15 protein-coding genes and 1 pseudogene are annotated in these 17772 nt (G+C 54.2%); 1 reads left to right on the plus strand and 15 read right to left on the minus strand.

What is annotated here, in order from left to right:
• Nucleotides 1-45 precede the first annotated feature (45 nt).
• The 5 genes from allS to CSE01S_RS15450 form a co-directional block, all read right to left on the minus strand.
• Nucleotides 46-984 carry an HTH-type transcriptional activator AllS gene (allS, locus tag CSE01S_RS15430; protein ID WP_042290289.1) on the minus strand — a complete coding sequence of 313 codons (939 nt, stop codon included), beginning with the start codon at nucleotides 982-984 and terminating at the stop codon, nucleotides 46-48.
• Complete coding sequence (locus CSE01S_RS15435) at nucleotides 941-1768, minus strand: oxamate carbamoyltransferase subunit AllH family protein (protein ID WP_042290292.1); 828 nt, start codon at nucleotides 1766-1768, stop codon at nucleotides 941-943. Before CSE01S_RS15435 ends, allS begins: the two co-directional genes overlap by 44 nt.
• A gap of 99 nt (nucleotides 1769-1867) precedes the next feature.
• On the minus strand, nucleotides 1868-3130 hold the full coding sequence (locus tag CSE01S_RS15440) for a YlbE family protein (RefSeq protein ID WP_042290295.1): 1263 nt from the start codon (nucleotides 3128-3130) through the stop codon (nucleotides 1868-1870).
• A 16-nt stretch (nucleotides 3131-3146) separates the two neighbouring features.
• Complete coding sequence (locus tag CSE01S_RS15445) at nucleotides 3147-4808, minus strand: acyl-CoA synthetase FdrA (RefSeq protein ID WP_042290297.1); 1662 nt, start codon at nucleotides 4806-4808, stop codon at nucleotides 3147-3149.
• Between the two features lie 12 nt (nucleotides 4809-4820).
• A complete protein-coding gene (locus tag CSE01S_RS15450) occupies nucleotides 4821-6044 on the minus strand; it encodes an MFS transporter (RefSeq protein ID WP_042290298.1) in 1224 nt (407 codons plus the stop codon).
• A gap of 304 nt (nucleotides 6045-6348) precedes the next feature.
• Between CSE01S_RS15450 and CSE01S_RS15455 the strand changes: the two genes are divergently transcribed.
• Nucleotides 6349-7254: a carbamate kinase gene (locus CSE01S_RS15455; protein ID WP_042290300.1), complete on the plus strand. Its 906-nt coding sequence runs from the start codon at nucleotides 6349-6351 to the stop codon at nucleotides 7252-7254.
• Nucleotides 7255-7376: 122 nt separating this feature from the next.
• Here CSE01S_RS15455 and fbaA read toward each other — a convergent pair whose 3' ends face one another.
• From fbaA to CSE01S_RS23255, 10 genes and pseudogenes are all read right to left on the minus strand, one after another.
• Nucleotides 7377-8456, minus strand: a complete 1080-nt coding sequence (fbaA, locus tag CSE01S_RS15460; protein ID WP_042290302.1) for a class II fructose-bisphosphate aldolase — start codon at nucleotides 8454-8456, stop codon at nucleotides 7377-7379.
• Nucleotides 8457-8552: 96 nt separating this feature from the next.
• Complete coding sequence (gene pgk, locus CSE01S_RS15465) at nucleotides 8553-9716, minus strand: phosphoglycerate kinase (protein ID WP_042290304.1); 1164 nt, start codon at nucleotides 9714-9716, stop codon at nucleotides 8553-8555.
• Between the two features lie 48 nt (nucleotides 9717-9764).
• Nucleotides 9765-10784: an erythrose-4-phosphate dehydrogenase gene (epd, locus tag CSE01S_RS15470; RefSeq protein WP_042290307.1), complete on the minus strand. Its 1020-nt coding sequence runs from the start codon at nucleotides 10782-10784 to the stop codon at nucleotides 9765-9767.
• Nucleotides 10785-11087: 303 nt separating this feature from the next.
• Nucleotides 11088-11798, minus strand: a complete 711-nt coding sequence (locus CSE01S_RS15475; RefSeq protein ID WP_042290311.1) for a nucleoside/nucleotide kinase family protein — start codon at nucleotides 11796-11798, stop codon at nucleotides 11088-11090.
• Nucleotides 11795-12304 carry an MltR family transcriptional regulator gene (locus CSE01S_RS15480; protein WP_042290313.1) on the minus strand — a complete coding sequence of 170 codons (510 nt, stop codon included), beginning with the start codon at nucleotides 12302-12304 and terminating at the stop codon, nucleotides 11795-11797. Before CSE01S_RS15480 ends, CSE01S_RS15475 begins: the two co-directional genes overlap by 4 nt.
• A 15-nt stretch (nucleotides 12305-12319) precedes the next feature.
• The gene (glpX, locus tag CSE01S_RS15485; RefSeq protein WP_042290315.1) at nucleotides 12320-13291 is read right to left on the minus strand and encodes a class II fructose-bisphosphatase; all 972 of its coding nucleotides are present in this window, start codon (nucleotides 13289-13291) and stop codon (nucleotides 12320-12322) included.
• Nucleotides 13288-14565 (minus strand): zinc-binding dehydrogenase, encoded by a 1278-nt coding sequence (locus tag CSE01S_RS15490; protein ID WP_042290318.1) that lies wholly within the window; start codon nucleotides 14563-14565, stop codon nucleotides 13288-13290. Before CSE01S_RS15490 ends, glpX begins: the two co-directional genes overlap by 4 nt.
• A 23-nt stretch (nucleotides 14566-14588) precedes the next feature.
• Complete coding sequence (locus CSE01S_RS15495; RefSeq protein ID WP_042290321.1) at nucleotides 14589-15968, minus strand: PTS mannitol transporter subunit IIBC; 1380 nt, start codon at nucleotides 15966-15968, stop codon at nucleotides 14589-14591.
• 27 nt (nucleotides 15969-15995) lie between these two features.
• Nucleotides 15996-16439, minus strand: coding sequence for a PTS mannitol transporter subunit IIA (cmtB, locus tag CSE01S_RS15500; protein ID WP_042290323.1), 444 nt, complete (start codon nucleotides 16437-16439; stop codon nucleotides 15996-15998).
• A 379-nt stretch (nucleotides 16440-16818) separates the two neighbouring features.
• Nucleotides 16819-17772 (minus strand): annotated as a pseudogene (locus CSE01S_RS23255) (hypothetical protein); the annotation flags it as partial.

Here is a 17772-nt window from a genome sequence, read left to right on the forward strand (position 1 = left end):
ACAAGTCAATATTCCATTTTCGTTACGTTCTGGTTTGAGGTAAGGCTATTTCTGGCGCTCTGCGGGGCGATCGACCATACGTAAATAGCCCCCAACCAGGGGCTGACGCTGTTTAAAAATATTGGCGATTTCGCTGACCACCTTTCCACTACCCGCATTTTTCCACGCCAGAGAAAGCGGAGAGGGCTGGCGAGGATTTGCGACGGATCGCGCCACCAGCGCCCCGGACTCCACGTACGGGCGGCATAAACGTTCAGGCAGAAAACCGACGCCCAGTCCGCTTAAATGACAGGCCAGCTTGGTGCTGAGATCCGGCACTTTGATCTCTTTTTGCCCGCTTAACAGCCAGGCCACGCGCCGGGTGAGCGTCCGCGAGGTGTCTTCAATATTGATAGCCGGGTAGCGCCGCAGCACATCATCCGATAATACCGCCGCCGGATGGCTGGCTAACGGATGTTGCTGCGCCACCACAAACTGCCAGGTGATATCCCCCAGCGGCAACAGCGAAATGTTGTTCGACAACGACTCAGAGCCAGTGACGCCAATCGCCAGTTGATAGTCGTCATACAGCAGCGAGTCCCAGACGCCCATATAGACCTGACGGGAAATCTGGAAGCGGGTAAAAGGAAAGTGTTGATGCAGCCAGGTCAGCAAATCGGCGGTGGTTTGCGGTTGATAAAGGAGATTATTGATGACGATATTGACCTGCCGCTCTACGCCCGCGTTAATTTGCTGCAACTCATCGGGCATCGCATCAAGCCAGTTAAGCCACTGGCGACAATGTTCCAGCAAATGCTGACCCGCCAGCGTCAGGCTGACAGAACGCGTGGTGCGCAAAAACAACTGTGTTCCCACCTGCTCTTCCAGCGTTTTAATGCGATAGCTGATCGCTGCTGGCGTTTTATGCAGCGAGCTGGCCGCACGGGAAAAACTCTCCGTTTCAGCAACGCGAATAAAGGTACGAATGGTTTCCTGATCGAGCATGTTTACCCCTTAAATCAACGGCCTGTAACCAGCGCTGCGCAATGGCTATCCCTAACATCATGTCGGCGCCAGAGGTGTGTCCCGTCGCCAGCAACCGACCAATCGCACGCTGTGGCGAACGCCCGGACTGTAAACGGCGCATAACCCGCAGTACGGGGGTAGAAAATTCCCCTACCCTGGCGCTGTTCAGATAGCTACAGCTTACCGAAGTTGTCAGCGAAGCGAGTTGATCGTTCGGGGGTAAAAAAAGCCGAACCGGCAGCGCGACGGCGTGAAAGACCGCCAACATGCCGGTTAACATATCATCTCCGCTGGGCGTTAACCCCGGCCCACAGCCAATCAGCCAGCGCCAGTCAGGCGCAACACCGGCCTGCCAGCGCGACAGCTGCGCGGCTATTTGCGGGAAAACAGACAGTGACGCGACGGCGCGATTAAGCGGGCCGCCAAGACCGGTTGGCGAGGTAAACGGTGAGAGATCCGCTGGCTGTAAGCTCCCGGGCGTCAGGCGCAGCGTCAGTTGCCGCAGTGGTCGTAAGGTCAGTCTCCGTCCATAAAGCTGTGCGTCCCGCTTGATCATTGTTGCATGCTGCGCGCACCGGGAGAAGACATCATCAGCCAGCAAGACGCCCGACGGCCCCATGCCTTTACCGTAGCGATACAATGTCAGCAGTTCGCCTCCGGCATGGATGAAATTGATCGCCTGCGAAAAACGGCTATGCAGCAGCCATTCGCCGTCAGGAAGCCGATTAAGCCCGGCACTGGCCAGCGCATTGAAGGTGACCATAACTTTGCTCCGCTATGCCGGATGGCGGCTACGCCTTGTCCGGCCTCCAACAGCATTGCCATGCAGGCCCGGTAAGCACTGCGCCACCGGGCCATGACACTACGCGGTGATGTGATGTGCTTCCGCCAGCGCTTCCAGCGCTTTTTCAAAACAGAGCAGCGGCGCACGTACAGTGCCCGCGCCGACCTGACCGATCCCCGCCTCACGGTGCGCAATCCCGGTATTGATCAGCGGCGTAATCCCCGTTTCCACCACCCGACGAATATCCAACCCCAGGCACGCGCCTTTGAAATCCCAGGATGGGATCTGGAACAGCGGGTTGTGATCCAGATAAATTTCCGCCATCTCTTCAGAGGTTTCCAGCGCCGCGCCCATACCGCCCGCGCCGACAAAGCGCGTCACGCCGGGGGCGGCAATCATCGCCGCGCCGCCAATGCCCAGCGTTTCGGTAATGGCGCTGTCGCCGATATCCGGGTTGGCGTCAGCCTGGCTGTAGCCGGTAAAAAACAAGCCCTGCGGCGTGTTCACCGGCGCAGTAAACCACCGATCCCCCGTGCCGCTAACGCGAATGCCAAATTCGCGACCATTACGCGTCATCGCCGTGACAACGGAACCGGCCTTAATCTCTGCTGCCGCGTCCATGACCGCTTTGCTATAAGCCATCGCCAGATTAAGAAAGAACTGATCGGTGACGCTGAGGAACTGCATCACGTCGACAATCCCAGCCTTTGGTCGGTCCAGTCCGGCGATCGCCGGTGACAACGTGCGAAGCAGCAGCGAAGAAGCGGCGATATTGCGCTGATGGAATTCGTCGCCCATGGTGATCGCCTGAGCCATCAACGCGGTCAGATCAACGCCGTTTTCCATGCGTGATAACGCCTCCTGCAGCACTGGCGCCAGCGTATCGCGCATCCAGCGAAGGCGGGTCTGGACGTCGTCGCCGTAAGCGCCAAAGCGCATCACTTTACCGATCCCTTCGTTCAGATTGCAGTACGACTGATTGCCGTGTACCGTGTCGCGCACCACCAGGACGGGCATATTTGCAGAGGTGATCCCTCCCATCGGCCCGACCGCGCCAACGTGATGACAGGGAATGAATGCCACTTCGCCCTTGTTTAACAGCGCCAGCGCCTCTGCTTCACTGGCCGCCCATCCTTCAAACAGCGACGCGCCAATACACGCGCCACGCATCGGGCCGGTCATCTCTTCCCAGGCGATCGGTGGCCCCGCGTGAAGCAGTTTTCGGCCTGTCGCCAGCGTCTCTATGACCTCTTTCGCCGGACGGACGGCAATCCAGTGCGGACGAGCAGCTTTAATGCGTTCAATAATGGCGTCGTTGGCCTGAGCAATAGATGAATACATATCGGTACCTCTGAAATTAATGTAACTGCTTGAGTAAACTGGCGAGACGGGCGTTGCCACCGGCAACGGGCGCCCACTGATAATGCACAACCGGCGTGCCGCTGCTTTGCAGATCCAGCGCGAAGCTGCGTAGCCCAGCGTTAATCACCTGAATGCCGTCCAGCAGAGCGCTATGACGGGTTGCAGAACCGACGTCCTGATGGCGCGTCAGGCTAACGGCAAGCAGAACGGCTTCTTCGAGGGTTTCCACCACCGCGATACCGGCAGCGCGCAAGATGTCGGTTTGAGCACTACGTCCCTGCGGATCGCCGTCGGTACCGGTCAGGGTGGCAATGGTGACCAAAGGCGCGTCGCGTTTCGCGCGGACTTGCTCAACGGCCTCAACAACCGCGCCTGCCGGGTCAGCACAGGCGCCATAGCCCAACACCACGTCCAGTAGCAGCACGCCGACCTCCGGCATTGCGGCCAGTTTTTCGATCTCAATACTGCGGGTGGTCGGGTCGATCATGGGATGTGGCCGGCCCAGGGTGTAGCTGTCATCGCCAAGATCGACAATGCGATGCCCTTCGGCTTCCAGCATGACGCCGTCGGCGTGCGTTTCGCTCACCGGGACGCCAAGCCCGGCAGACAGCAACATTGCGGCCTCTGCGGCAAGGGTGCCGCCGGCATACAGCCCATAAATGGTTTTGCCCACCACCGCGGGCTGGCTGACGCGCTGTTGCGCAACGCGCATCAACAGCACCGCCAACTGCGCGGCATCTGACAGCGAATTTGCCAACCAGACGTTTCCTTCCCTGCGCCGTTCCGGCTTACTGCCGAGAAACAGCGCAACCACCGGTTTTCCAACCTTCTGCATCGCAGTAATAATGCGTGTTCTGACCTGCGGCGACGGCGGCTTGGAGACAAAAGCGATGACTCGTGTGGCGTCGTCACCTGCCAGCATCTCAAGAGCGGTTAAGGCGCTGATCCCGCCGACTTCCGCGCTGAGATCGCGCCCCCCCAGACCAATGGCGTGGCTGATCCCCTGATGGCGCAGCGCAATCTGCGACGTCACTTCCTGAATACCGGTGCCAGACGCGCCAATTACCCCGATTCCGCCTTCCGGCAGGACGTTGGCAAACGCCAGCGGACTACCGGCAATCATCGCCGTCCCGCAGTCCGGTCCCATCACGATCAGCCCACGCTCGCGCGCCAGCGTTTTCAGTTCGACCTCCTGCGCCAACGGCACGTTGTCCGAAAACAGCATAACGTTCTTACCTGCCAGCAGCCCTTCTTTGGCAACTGACGCCGCGTACTCTCCGGCGACGGAAACCAGCAGCAGATTGGCCTGCGGCAGCTTCTGACAGGCGCTTTCCCAACGGCGCGCTTTCAGCAATTGTTGCGAACTGCCTGACGCGTTAGCGATCGCGCTGAGTTCTTTTTCCAGTTGCTCACGAACGAGGTCAAGGATCCCCGGACGCGCCTCCTGAGTTCGCACCGCCACGCAAATATCGTTCGGCGTGGCGTCGGCAAAATCGTCGTGCCAGAAACCGGTGGAGTCCAGCATGGCTTTATTGGCTGGCGTTCCCATCATGACCGATACCTGATCCACTTCCGGCCGTTCACTCAATTTGCGGGAAATAATCATCAGGCTGACCGAGTCCTGAAAACTTCCCTTTTTAATAAAGGCGTAAATCATTACCGCTACCTCTTATGTGCGTTTTTCTTTCAAAAACAGCATGGCAATCAGACCAATGCCCAACAGAATGGCTGAAACATAAAAACTGGAGGCCAGGCTACCGGTAATATCGCGCGCGGCCCCGGCAATAATCGGTGCAAGGATCGATGAACTCATGCCGATAAAATTAAATAAGCCAAACGCGGTGCTGTAATTATTTTCATCGACGCTGTCAGCAACCAGTGCCACCAGTACCGGATCCAGCGCCAGTTTGCCGACAAGGCCGTAAACGCACAGTGCGATCACTACCCCGGTCATATTGGGCATCCAGATAATTGACAGCATGCTGATAATCGCAACCGGCACGAGGAACATAATTAACGGTTTGCGCTTACCTAATTTGTCAGACAGGCTGGAGAATAACAGCGCGCCAGGAATTGAAATCCACGCCACCAGCGACGAAATAAAACCCGTTTCGCTACCGGCGATTCCACGTTCACTTTGCAGATAATACGGAAGCCAGGTCAGGATAACGAAGAATCCAAACAGGCTGCAAAACACCATAATATACGTCAACAGCAGATTACGGTTTTTCAGCAGGTCGCTGAATTTGCCTTTTTTAGCCTGTGTGCCATCGGTATCGGCGGTGCGTTTTTTTTCTTTGACCAAAAACCAGATCGCCAGGCCAACCAACACCGAGGGGATTGCCATCGCATAAAACGGCATCCGCCATGAATATCCCTGATCGTACACCAGCCAGCTCGACGTCATCAGCCCCAGCGCAATACCAAACGCCATGCCGCTGTTGATAATGGCGCTCCCCAGTGAGCGGTATTTTTTCGGGATCTGCTCGGAAGATAAGCCATACTGCGGGCCGTAATAGGTGCCTTCTCCGGCGCCTGTTACCACGCGGGCAAACAGCAAGGTGTACCAGCTTTTCGCCCAGCCGGTAACGGCCGTAAAAACGCCAAACAGAATAAATCCGGGCACCAGCACTTTTTTCTTGCCGATTTTGTCACCGAGAATACCGGCCGGAACCTGTAATAACGCATAAGAAAAATAGAACACCGAGTTGAGAATACCTAATTGCGTTCCGCTCAGGCCAAACTCTTTTTCCAGCTCGCCCATAACCGGATTCAATATTGTCCGGTCGGCATACATAAAAATCCATCCCAGCCAGAACAGGAAAATAGTGACCCACCAGGCCGGTATTCCTTTTTTATTTGTGACATCAGTCACTTCACATGAACCAGACATAAACTGTCTCCCGGTATTAAATTCCCCAAACGATGAGGGTTGATGTTTAAACTGTCACTACCTTATCGGGCAAATCCCCCTTTTCTTTTGAACAAAGTCACACAAAACTCATTGTTATAAATTCCTGGGGACTGGCGTCTTAATTATTAAAAAATATCTAATAATCATTTTTAAAGGATTTTAAATAAACACGTGACGCATTAATCAGATATTTTTTGGGGTAACAGCTTTGTCGACGCAATCACAATATCCGTTCTCAATACCGCTATTTTTGCCGCGAGATAATTTATTTATTGAGGCTAAAATGAAAAAGAAACTGGTTATTGCTCTGGGCGGCAATGCGCTTTTGCAGCGCGGAGAGGTTTTGAGCGCGGAGAATCAGCAGCGGAGCATTGAGCTTTTTGCACAAACCGTGACAAGCCTGGCGCGTGACTATCAGCTGGTGATTGTTCATGGCAACGGACCGCAGGTGGGTTTACTGGCGCTGCAAAATGCGGCATACACCGGCTCTCCCGCCTGGCCGCTGGATATTCTGGTGGCTGAAAGCCAGGGCATGATCGGCGTCGCTATTGCCCAGGCATTAACGCAATGTGCAGGCGGAACGCCCGTGACGACGCTGATGACGCGCGTGGAAGTCGATCCTGATGACGCAGCGTTCGCCACGCCCGGCAAATACATTGGGCCGGTATATCCTCCCGAACAGCAGACCGAACTGGAGAAGCGTTATGGCTGGACGATAAAAGCCGACGGTCAGCACATTCGTCGGGTTGTACCTTCCCCAGCGCCAAAAAACATTGTCGACGGTGATGCTATTCAAACGCTGCTGGTGGCAGGCCATACGGTAATCTGCTGCGGCGGAGGCGGCGTCCCGGTTGTAGCGCAGGGAGATAGCTATCGGGGAACCGAAGCGGTGATCGACAAAGATTTAACGGCAGCGGTACTGGCATGTACTCTCGACGCCGATCATCTGCTGATCCTCACCGATGCCGACGCGGTGTATGAGCACTGGGGCACGCCGCAAGCGCGGGCATTGCGTCACGTCACGCCAGAGGAACTGGCTCCCTTCGCTGCGCCAGACGGCGCGATGGGCCCGAAAGCCGCCGCCGTGATCCAGTTTGTCAAGCAGAGCGGGAATGCGGCCTTTATTGGCGCGCTCAAAGATGCGCCGCAGATCCTGGCTGGCGAAAAAGGAACCTGCGTGACGCGATAATGTCTGTGTGCAGGATGCACGCTATCACCTCACGGGACGGATGAGGTGATAATCCCGTCCGGCTGACGGACAAAAAAATGGCTTCCCGAAGGAAGCCATTTCAACAATCTGCGAGGCTGAAATTACAGAACGTCTACCGCGTTCAGTTCTTTGAAAGCCTGTTCCAGACGGGTGATCATGGAAGTCTGGCCTGCACGCAGCCATACGCGCGGATCGTAGTATTTCTTGTTCGGCTGATCTTCGCCTTTCGGGTTACCCAGCTGACCCTGCAGATACGCTTCGTTATCTTTGTAGTACTTCAGAACACCTTCCCAGGTTGCCCATTGGGTATCGGTATCGATGTTCATTTTGATAACACCGTAGCTTACGGAATCTTTGATTTCCTGAGCAGTAGAACCGGAACCGCCGTGGAAAACGAAGTTCAGGCTGTTGTGCGGCAGGTTGTGTTTCTTAGAAACGTATTCCTGAGAGTCGCGCAGGATGGTCGGGGTCAGAACCACGTTACCCGGCTTGTAAACGCCGTGTACGTTACCGAAGGAAGCCGCGATGGTGAAACGCGGGCTGATTTTGCTCAGTTCGGTGTACGCGTAATCAACGTCTTCCGGCTGGGTATACAGAGCGGAAGCGTCCATGTGGCTGTTATCCACGCCGTCTTCTTCGCCGCCGGTGCAGCCCAGTTCGATTTCCAGGGTCATGCCGATTTTGGACATGCGCGCCAGGTATTTGGAGCAGATTTCGATGTTCTCTTCCAGAGACTCTTCAGACAGGTCGATCATGTGAGACGAGAACAGCGGTTTACCGGTCTCCGCGAAGTGTTTCTCACCCGCGTCCAGCAGACCGTCGATCCACGGCAGCAGTTTCTTCGCGCAGTGGTCGGTGTGCAGAATAACCGGAACACCGTAGTGTTCAGCCATCTGGTGAACGTGATGCGCACCGGAGATCGCACCCAGGATAGCAGCGCCCTGAGGAACGTCAGTTTTTACGCCTTTGCCCGCGATGAAAGAAGCGCCACCGTTGGAGAACTGAACGATAACCGGCGCTTTCACTTTTGCAGCGGTTTCCAGAACGGCGTTGATGGAGTCGGTGCCGACGCAGTTTACTGCTGGCAGAGCAAAGTTGTTTTCTTTAGCTACCTGGAAAACTTTCTGTACGTCATCGCCAGTGATAACGCCAGGTTTTACGAAATCAAAAATTTTAGACATGTTGCGAGTCCTGTTTCTGTATCTTCGACCGTTAAAACGGGGGAGCGGGCCTTTCAGCGCGCTGAAAAACAGGCGGGTTTCCCCGCCTGAACAAATTTACTGCTTCGCGCGCTCCTCGAGCATCGCTACGGCTGGCAGAACTTTGCCTTCCACGAATTCGAGGAATGCGCCGCCGCCAGTGGAGATGTAAGAGATTTTGTCTGCAATACCGAACAGATCGATAGCCGCCAGAGTGTCACCGCCGCCAGCGATAGAGAACGCTTCGCTGTCTGCAATAGCGTTAGCCACGATTTCAGTCCCTTTACGGAAGTTCGGGAATTCAAATACGCCGACCGGACCGTTCCACAGAATGGTTTTCGCATTCTTCAGGATCTCAGCCAGTTGCTGTGCAGACGCGTCGCCGATGTCCAGGATCTGCTCGTCTTCTTTCACGTCAGAGACAGATTTCAGCGTAGCCGCGGCGGTTTCGGAGAACTCGGTGGCAACGCGAACGTCAGTCGGCACCGGGATATCACAGGTGGTCAGCAGACGTTTTGCTTCGTCAACCAGGTCAGCTTCGTACAGGGATTTCCCTACGCTGTGGCCCTGAGCGGCAACGAAGGTGTTGGCGATACCGCCGCCCACGATCAGCTGGTCAGCGATTTTGGACAGGGAGTCCAGTACCGTCAGTTTGGTAGAGACTTTAGAACCGCCAACAATTGCGACCATTGGACGAGCCGGTTCTTTCAACGCTTTACCCAGCGCGTCCAGTTCAGCCGCCAGCAGCGGGCCGGCACAGGCTACGTCAGCAAATTTGCCGATACCGTGAGTAGACGCCTGCGCACGGTGAGCCGTGCCAAATGCGTCCATGACGAACACGTCGCACAGCGCCGCGTATTTTTTGGACAGCGCTTCGTCGTCTTTCTTCTCGCCCTTGTTAAAGCGAACGTTTTCCAGAACCACCAGCTCACCGGCCGCCACTTCAACGCCGTCCAGGTAATCTTTAACCAGACGAACCGGGTTGGACAGTTTGTCTTTCAGGTAGTTAACAACCGGCAGCAGAGAGAATTCTTCGTTGTACTCGCCTTCGGTAGGACGACCCAGGTGGGAAGTGACCATCACTTTCGCACCTTGTTTCAGCGCCAGTTCGATAGTCGGCAGGGAAGCACGGATACGCGCGTCGCTGGTTACTTTCCCTTCTTTAACTGGCACGTTCAGATCCGCACGGATGAAAACGCGTTTACCAGCAAGATCCAGATCGGTCATCTTGATTACAGACATGGTGAATCCTCTCGTTGATTCTTAAAGTTTTGCAAGCGCTTACGCGCTTTACCTGAAACCAATAGCGGCCATGGCTAACGTGGTGTCGAGCATTCTGTTAGCAAAGCCCCATTCATTATCGCACCAGACCAGCGTCTTTATCAGGTGCCCACCACTGACTCGCGTTTGTGTGCCATCGACGATGGCGCTGTGCGGGTCATGGTTAAAATCTACTGAGACCAACGGTAATTCCGTATAGTCAACTATATCATGAAATGCACCTTGTGCCGCTTTTTGCAGCAACTGGTTGACTTCATTGGCTTTTACCGGTTTCTTCACCGTGACGCTTAAGTCGATTGCCGTGACGTTTATCGTGGGAACACGCACCGCAATGGCCTCAAAACGATCGTTAAACTGCGGAAAAATACGGGTAATGCCTGCCGCCAGTTTGGTATCGACCGGAATGATCGACTGACTCGCCGCACGCGTACGCCGCAGGTCAGGATGGTATGCATCGATAACCTGCTGATCGTGCATGGCGGAGTGTATTGTGGTCACCGTACCAGACTCGATGCCATAGGCATCATCTAATAATTTGATGACGGGAATGATGCAGTTCGTCGTGCAGGACGCGTTTGACACAATGCGGTCTTGTGCCCGCAGGCGATCCTGATTGACGCCAAACACAACGGTGGCGTCGAGATCGTGGCTGCCAGGATGTGAAAAGAGCACTTTCTTCGCGCCTGCGGCAATATGCGCTTCGCCGTGTTCGCGGCTGCCGTATACGCCCGTGCAGTCGAGGACAATATCAACGCCCAGTTCACGCCAGGGCAACGCGGCAAGCGAAGGCTGATGCAGGATGCGGATCGAATCGTCGCCGACAATGAGCTGCTCGCGCTCATGGCGAACGTCCCATGCAAAACGTCCATGGCTGGTGTCATATTTCAACAAATGCGCCATGCCTGCGGCATCCGCCAGTTCGTTGATGGCCACCACGGTGATTTCCGCCCGACGTCCGGATTCGTATAAAGCGCGAACCACGTTACGTCCGATGCGACCGAAGCCATTAATCGCTACGCGTACGGTCATAGATCTCCTGCAAGGCTATCCTGATTCAGATGTGGCTGACAGAGTAATCCAGCGCATCGTTCAGGGAAACCTTACCTGTCGCAAACTGCGACTGATTGATTATTTGTCGAACATTTAATCGACTGAAACGCTTCAGCTAGAATAAGCGAAACGAGGAATAAAAGGAATGATTGTCCAGCTGATTAAGCCAGCTATATGACTTACATCACATTTCACGCCCCTGGTTCGCAGAAATTATTCCACCCAGGAGTAATAGCGGTTGCCCCGGCACCGATTCCACGAATCGTACGCCAGGCGGCCCTCTTAGCAGAGCCGATACTCACCTGTCGGCGTCATGACTAACGTCAGGTCGGCCGGTCGACTGTTTTGCAGAACCCGACGCACGTTCGGCCCATCAGTGCGTTCATAGAACGCTTCGGCATCACCCTGAGACGATCCTCCCGCCAGTTTACGGGCGATCAGGCGCGATCGAAGCGCCTCTTCCGGTGCGCGTATAAAGAGCGAATAATCGCAAAACTCCGCCAGCGCCTGCCAACGCGGTTCCTTCAGCAAAAGCCAGTTTCCTTCAACAATCACCAACGGCGCGGTTACCGGGATGGCATTTTCAACCGGCTCATGGGTTTGCCGATCGTACTGCGGCCAGGCGCCTTCCGCTTCCCTGATCTGACGCAGATTGCGCGCCAGTTTATCAACGTCAAAGGTGTCCGGCGCGCCTTTACTGGCTCGCAAGTTATGCGCCTCCAGCCACGCGTTGTAATGATGAAAGCCATCCATCGGCAGAGTCTGGATCGTTGGCAGACTGGCATCCTGTTGACAGAGATACTCCCAAAATGTGGTTAGCGTGGATTTGCCGGTCCCGGGAGGGGCGCAGAGAAAAATAAGGGTTCGTTGACCAGTATGCGTAGCGTTTATTTTCGCCAGCTGTCGCAACAGGGGTTTATGGACGATTTCAATTTCATCGTCGTGGTAATGCGCGGTAACGTCCAGCCCATTAACCGTCAGTCCGATTTTCACGGCGTTAATTCCTTTAAAATTGTCGTTACCGCCAGCGTCATCGCCGTCTTGATCATGCCGGTAAAGCGAACCTCGGACCAGGTGGCGAAGTCGGCAAACTTCATCGACTCAAGCGCGCCATATAAGGTTGCATTACGGGTAATACTGTTTACGTTACTGACGAAATCCCAGGTGATGTCATCCGTAAAGCCCGGGATCGTGTCCTGTTCCTTAAGGTAGCGATAAAACTGGGAAAAATGGGTGATGTCGGCATACAGCCATTTTTCCATTTTTCCCAACGCATAAATCAGGCGTAACGCAACGTCGATATCATCAAGCGGCCCACTCTGCGCGAGTAACGGCTTCACTGCATACTCCACGATCTCTTCATCATTATCGACAAACAGCGACGGCAGAAAGCGTTTAATGCCCTGAAGCAAAATGTCATGTGCCGTCGTCATAAACGAAAGTAAATTGGTCTGAGCGTCCAGTTGCTCAAGCACATCGTCTTCTGTCAGCGTCGTCATTTGTGTCCCGATAAATCACCATGAATGCAGAGAGTCTATTATATTACACGTTCGATCCGCGCCGCCGATCAGTAAAGTTTGCGTGCGCACACCCTTCTCAACCTGTTGGATCCCCTTCAGAAGGTCTCCCCCCGTCACGCCCGTTGCACTAAAGAGAATGTCATTTCCCTTTACTAACGTGTCGATCGCATAGACGCGGTTAATCTCGACGCCCATCTCCGCACAGCGTTGTCGTTCACGGACAGCGATCACGCGATTATCTGCGGTATCGCCTTTCGCTTCACAAAAGTCGATCAGCTCTGCCTGCATATCGCCCCCGAGCGCTTTTACCGCACAGGCGGAAATCACCCCTTCCGGCGCACCGCCGAGCGTATACATCAGGTCATACGGATTGTCCTGCAGACAGGTCAGAACGCTGGCCGCCACATCGCCATCGGGCAGGGCAAAAACCTTTACGCCGAGCTGTGTTGCCTCGGCAATCGCCGGATGAAGCCGGGGTTTGTCCAGCGTGACCATGCGTAAGCGATCCAGCGGTTTTCCCAGCGCCGCCGCCACATTGCGTAAATTGTCGGCTAACGGAAGCGCCAGATCGATCGCGCCTTTTGCCTGGGCATTAACAACCAGCTTTTTCATATACATGTCAGGTGCGTGAAGCAAACTGCCGCGCGGGGCGAAAGCCATGACCGCCAGCGCATTGCTCTGCCCCATTGCGACCATACGGGTTCCTTCAATAGGATCGACAGCGATATCCACCTCCGGCCCGCTGCCTGTTCCGACCTCCTCACCGATCCATAACATCGGCGCACAATCGATTTCCCCCTCGCCAATGACAATTCTCCCACGGATAGCCACCTCGTTCAGAGCCTGTCGCATCGCGCTGACCGCGAGACCATCGATCCGGTTTTTGTCGCCGCATCCGGTTTGCGGCCAGGCTGCCAGCGCCGCCCGTTCCGTTGTGCGAAATAGCGGCCATGTCAGAGAGATCATGCAGCAGCCTCCCCTACGTCCACGCCAAATTGCGCCAGCAGGAATCTCTCAGCCTTTTCGTTCCAGATACCGTGCGTCTCTTCAACCAGACGCGCCAGTTCACGAAACAACGGATCGGTTTTGCCTTTTTCCGCGAAATCAGCGATCGCCGTCAGCGGCATCGTGACGCCGTTATAAATCAGCTTTTTGCCGCCCGGAATATCGGGAAGATTGAGGACCGTATCCGGCACCGCATCCAGCCCGCCGATATGGGTGACCATAAAAGACGGTTGCAGTTGTCCCGTAGCGCTTAATGCAATCGCCTCTTTCATATCGTCGGTGGAACCGCCGGATGTTCCAACCACATGTGTACTGTTGTAGTGCACGTTGTAAAAGTTGAACGGCACCCTGAAGCGACTGTCCGTCGGCCCGGCAAAAAAGTTCAGGCAACCGTCTTCCGCGAGAAGCGCATCCGCCAGTTCGACAAGGGCCGGAACAGCGGCATAGACAAATACGTCATCAAAACCGCTACCGTCCGTAAGATCGCGAAGCATGGCTGCGGGCTCTTTTATTTCGGCGGTATTCACATAAATAAGCTCGATGCCCTTACTGGCCGCGTGCTCAACCGTTAGCAAGCGGCGGGCCTGAGCCAGTCGCGTTTCATCGATATCCACCACCACGACCCGCGACGGCTGGATCCCGCCATTAATGGCATAGTCAATGGCGCCTATCCCCATCGGCCCGGCACAGGCTAATAGCGCGATGTTGCCGCCGGGTTTAATGCCCATCCGGTGCTCGTAAACGTAAGGCGTAGTGTGATAATTGGCGTTATAAGCGCCAATTATGCAGCACATCGGTTCCGCCAGCGATGCGGCGGCGAAATAAGAGCCGTGATAGGGTAAAACGCAGCCCAACTTAATCGCGATCTCCGGGATAATCATATACGTCGCATTACCGCCAAAATATTCATAGCTGTATCCGGCAGAATAACCACTCGGCAAGCCCATTGCGGGTTGTAAAACGAAGCGCTCGCCCTTTTTATATTTATCGGTTAGATTTTTCCCGACTTCGACAATGATCCCGGCACATTCATGACCGGTAATCACCGGATGATTCTCCAGATCATCTGGCACACGTTTATGTTCGCTGCCTAATGTTGCCGCTTTCCAGGTAGACAAACAGACGCTGTCAGAAATAACGCTGACTAATAATTCATTATCCGTAATGTCAGGTAGTTCAAATTCACGGATACGGACATCCCGCTTGCCATAGATGGCTGCCACTTTCGTTTTCATATTTACTCCAGAAACCAGAAATATTACTTCGTCGTAAGGTGATGAAATAAATCGTCGAGCAACGGGTCGCCAATATAGTTTTTAATCAGAACGACGGGTTTGTCGCTAACCCGTTTAACGCGCCCCTCCAGGCTGGCATGCGTCACGATAATATCGGCATCCTCGGGGACATTTTCGATCGCATAATGTTTGACATCGACCGTTAATCCCGCTTTTTCCAGGCGTTTACGAAACGTCGTTGCCCCCATAGCGCTCGACCCCATTCCCGCATCGCAAACAAATGCTATTCGTTTCACATCACGGTAAGAGAATTTACCCTCCTGCTTCATTGCCTGGACGGCTTTCGTGGAATCACTGAAGGTATCTTCACTTTCGCCAGCGCTATTTTTTTCCATTTTTAATATGAAAGAGGTCACCACAAAGGTCACCAGCGTTCCCGCCGTAACACCGGCAATCGTCGCCAGGAAAGCCCCCTTCGGCGTCAGCGCCAGGTAAGCGAAAATCGACCCAGGGCTCGGCCCGGCGACCAGCCCGCCGCCTAATACATTAAAGACCCACGTTCCGCTCATCCCGCCCGCAATCATGCCGATCAGCGTCAACGGTTTCATCAGCACATACGGGAAATACAGTTCATGGATACCGCCCAGGAAATGGATGATCATGGCGCCGGGTGCAGACTTCTTCGCCATCCCTTTACCAAACAAGGTGAACGCAAGCAGTAAACCCAGACCCGGACCCGGGTTAGACGCCACCATAAAGAAAATGGATTTTCCTGTCTCTGAGGCTTGCTGCATACCCAGTGGATAATAAACGCCCTGGTCAATCGCATTGTTTAAAAAAAGGATTTTTGCTGGTTCATTAATTAACGACAGTAGCGGCAGGTAGCCCGCATGTACCAACGATTCAATACACTCCTTCACAAAGTTATTGGCAACCAGTACCGCCGGGCCAATGACCTCAAACCCCAGCAGACACAAGATCATCCCGGCGATACCCAGGGAGAAGTTATTAATCACCATTTCAAAACCGGCAGGAATGCGCCTGTCCAGCAGTCGGTCAATATATTTAATCACCAGCCCGCCTAGCGGTCCCATGATCATTGAACCGAGGAACATTGGGATATCCGCGCCAATAATGACGCCAATCGTACCAATGCCTCCCATCACCGCTCCCCGTTTGCCCCCCACCAGATGTCCACCGGTCGAACCAATCATCACCGGCAGTAAATAGGTAATCATCGGGCCGACAATTTTGGCGAAATGTTCATTCGGCAACCATCCGGTTGGAATAAATAATGCGGTTATAAAGCCCCAGGCAATAAAGGCGCCGATATTCGGGATGACCATTGCAGTCAAAAACCCGCCAAAAGCCTGGACCTTAGCACGAGCAGACTTGTGTTCCATATTAATATCCTGTCAAGGAGAGAATAATTATGCGTGAGCGATAATATCCGCTAACTGTTTTTCTGACTTTGCCGCTAACAGCGCGTTTATCGTTTGTTCTTCACATAACAGCTCGCTTAATGCCTGGATAGCTTCAATATGTGAATCGGCATTTGCTGCCGATAAACCGATTAATAACCTGATACCTTCTTCACCTTCACTGAACTGCACTTCCTGTTTGAGTAACGTTAACGACATTCCTGTTTTTAACGCTCCACACTCTGGTCGCGCATGAGGCATAGCCACGCCGGGAGCCAGAATATAATAGGGGCCGTTGCTGAGAGTCGAATCTTTAATAGCCTGAATATAATTTGAATTAATATAATGATGAGTCAGCAGGGAAGACATGCAAAAATCAATGGCCTGCTGCCAGTTTTCTACCGATGACTTTATCGAGATAGATGCTTCAGGAAAATAATCAATCAACCGCATACGTAATCCTTATTTTATTTTTAGGGTACAATTCTGCGCTGAAAATAAAATACGCGCGCGATAAAATGAAAGCAACAGGGGTCAACGTCAGGGCGAAAAAGAAGCGCGTTTGATAAAAGCAAATAAAAACAATAAGATAAAAACAAAAAATTAAAAAGCAACCATAATTACGTGATATGAACTGCATTTTTTGAATATGAATTAATGCTCATTTTGCAATGGTGATCACAAATATGCTATTGCCATCATTAAAAAACTATCCATTTCCCTGAAGCCGTTACGCATTAATCGCGCAAAAAAAAGCCATCTGTAAATACAGACGGCCTAAGGGGGTAATGTGTAAATTCCCGCCAGACGATATGGCGGGGAAAGGGACGACTTAGCTCAAGAGCGAGTGATCAAATTGAATGATGACAGTTGCGTAGGCGTCGATGGTTGTTTCACGCATCAGAGGTACCCAGTGCGGCATGTCGCTATGGCGCGTAACGCCGGACATGCTCATGTCGCCATTCCACTGCTTGTGTTCCGGCGTTTTCGGCATGTCCATACCCGTCTGACCGGTTGCAGACCCAGGAGAAAGCTTCACGTCGCTGCCATCACCGGAAGACGGCGCCACGCCGTTGGTCATGTCACCGTTCGCCTGCTTGTGCTCCGGCGTTTTCGGCATATCCATCCCGGTCTGACCGGTAGACGATCCCGGGGACAGCTTCGCGCTGTCGCCGTTGCCGGAAGACGGCGCCACGCCGTTGGTCATGTCACCGTTCGCCTGCTTGTGCTCCGGTGTTTTCGGCATGTCCATACCGGTCTGACCGGTAGACGATCCCGGTGATAGCTTCGCACTGTCGCCGTTGCCGGAAGACGGCGCCACGCCGTTGGTCATGTCACCGTTCCACTGCTTGTGCTCCGGCGTTTTCGGCATGTCCATACCGGTCTGACCGGTAGACGATCCCGGGGACAGCTTGGCACTGTCGCCGTTGCCGGAAGACGGCGCCACGCCGTTGGTCATGTCACCGTTCCACTGCTTGTGCTCCGGCGTTTTCGGCATATCCATTCCGGTCTGACCGGTAGACGATCCCGGGGACAGCTTGGCACTGTCGCCGTTGCCGGAAGATGGCGCCACGCCGTTGGTCATGTCACCGTTCCACTGCTTGTGCTTCGGCGTCTTCGGCGTGTCCATTCCGGTTTTGCCGGTTGCGGAACCTGGAGACAGCGTCGGGTAGTTCGTATTCGGAACAGGCCATTTCTTAGTCGGCGTCGTAGTATCAGCCGCGGCTGGCGTCGGCGTGGTGTCCGATTTCGTTTCGCTGTCTGCCGGTTTCAGATCGTCTGCTTT

The organism is Citrobacter sedlakii NBRC 105722 (genome assembly GCF_000759835.1).
GTDB classification, from domain to species: domain Bacteria; phylum Pseudomonadota; class Gammaproteobacteria; order Enterobacterales; family Enterobacteriaceae; genus Citrobacter_A; species Citrobacter_A sedlakii.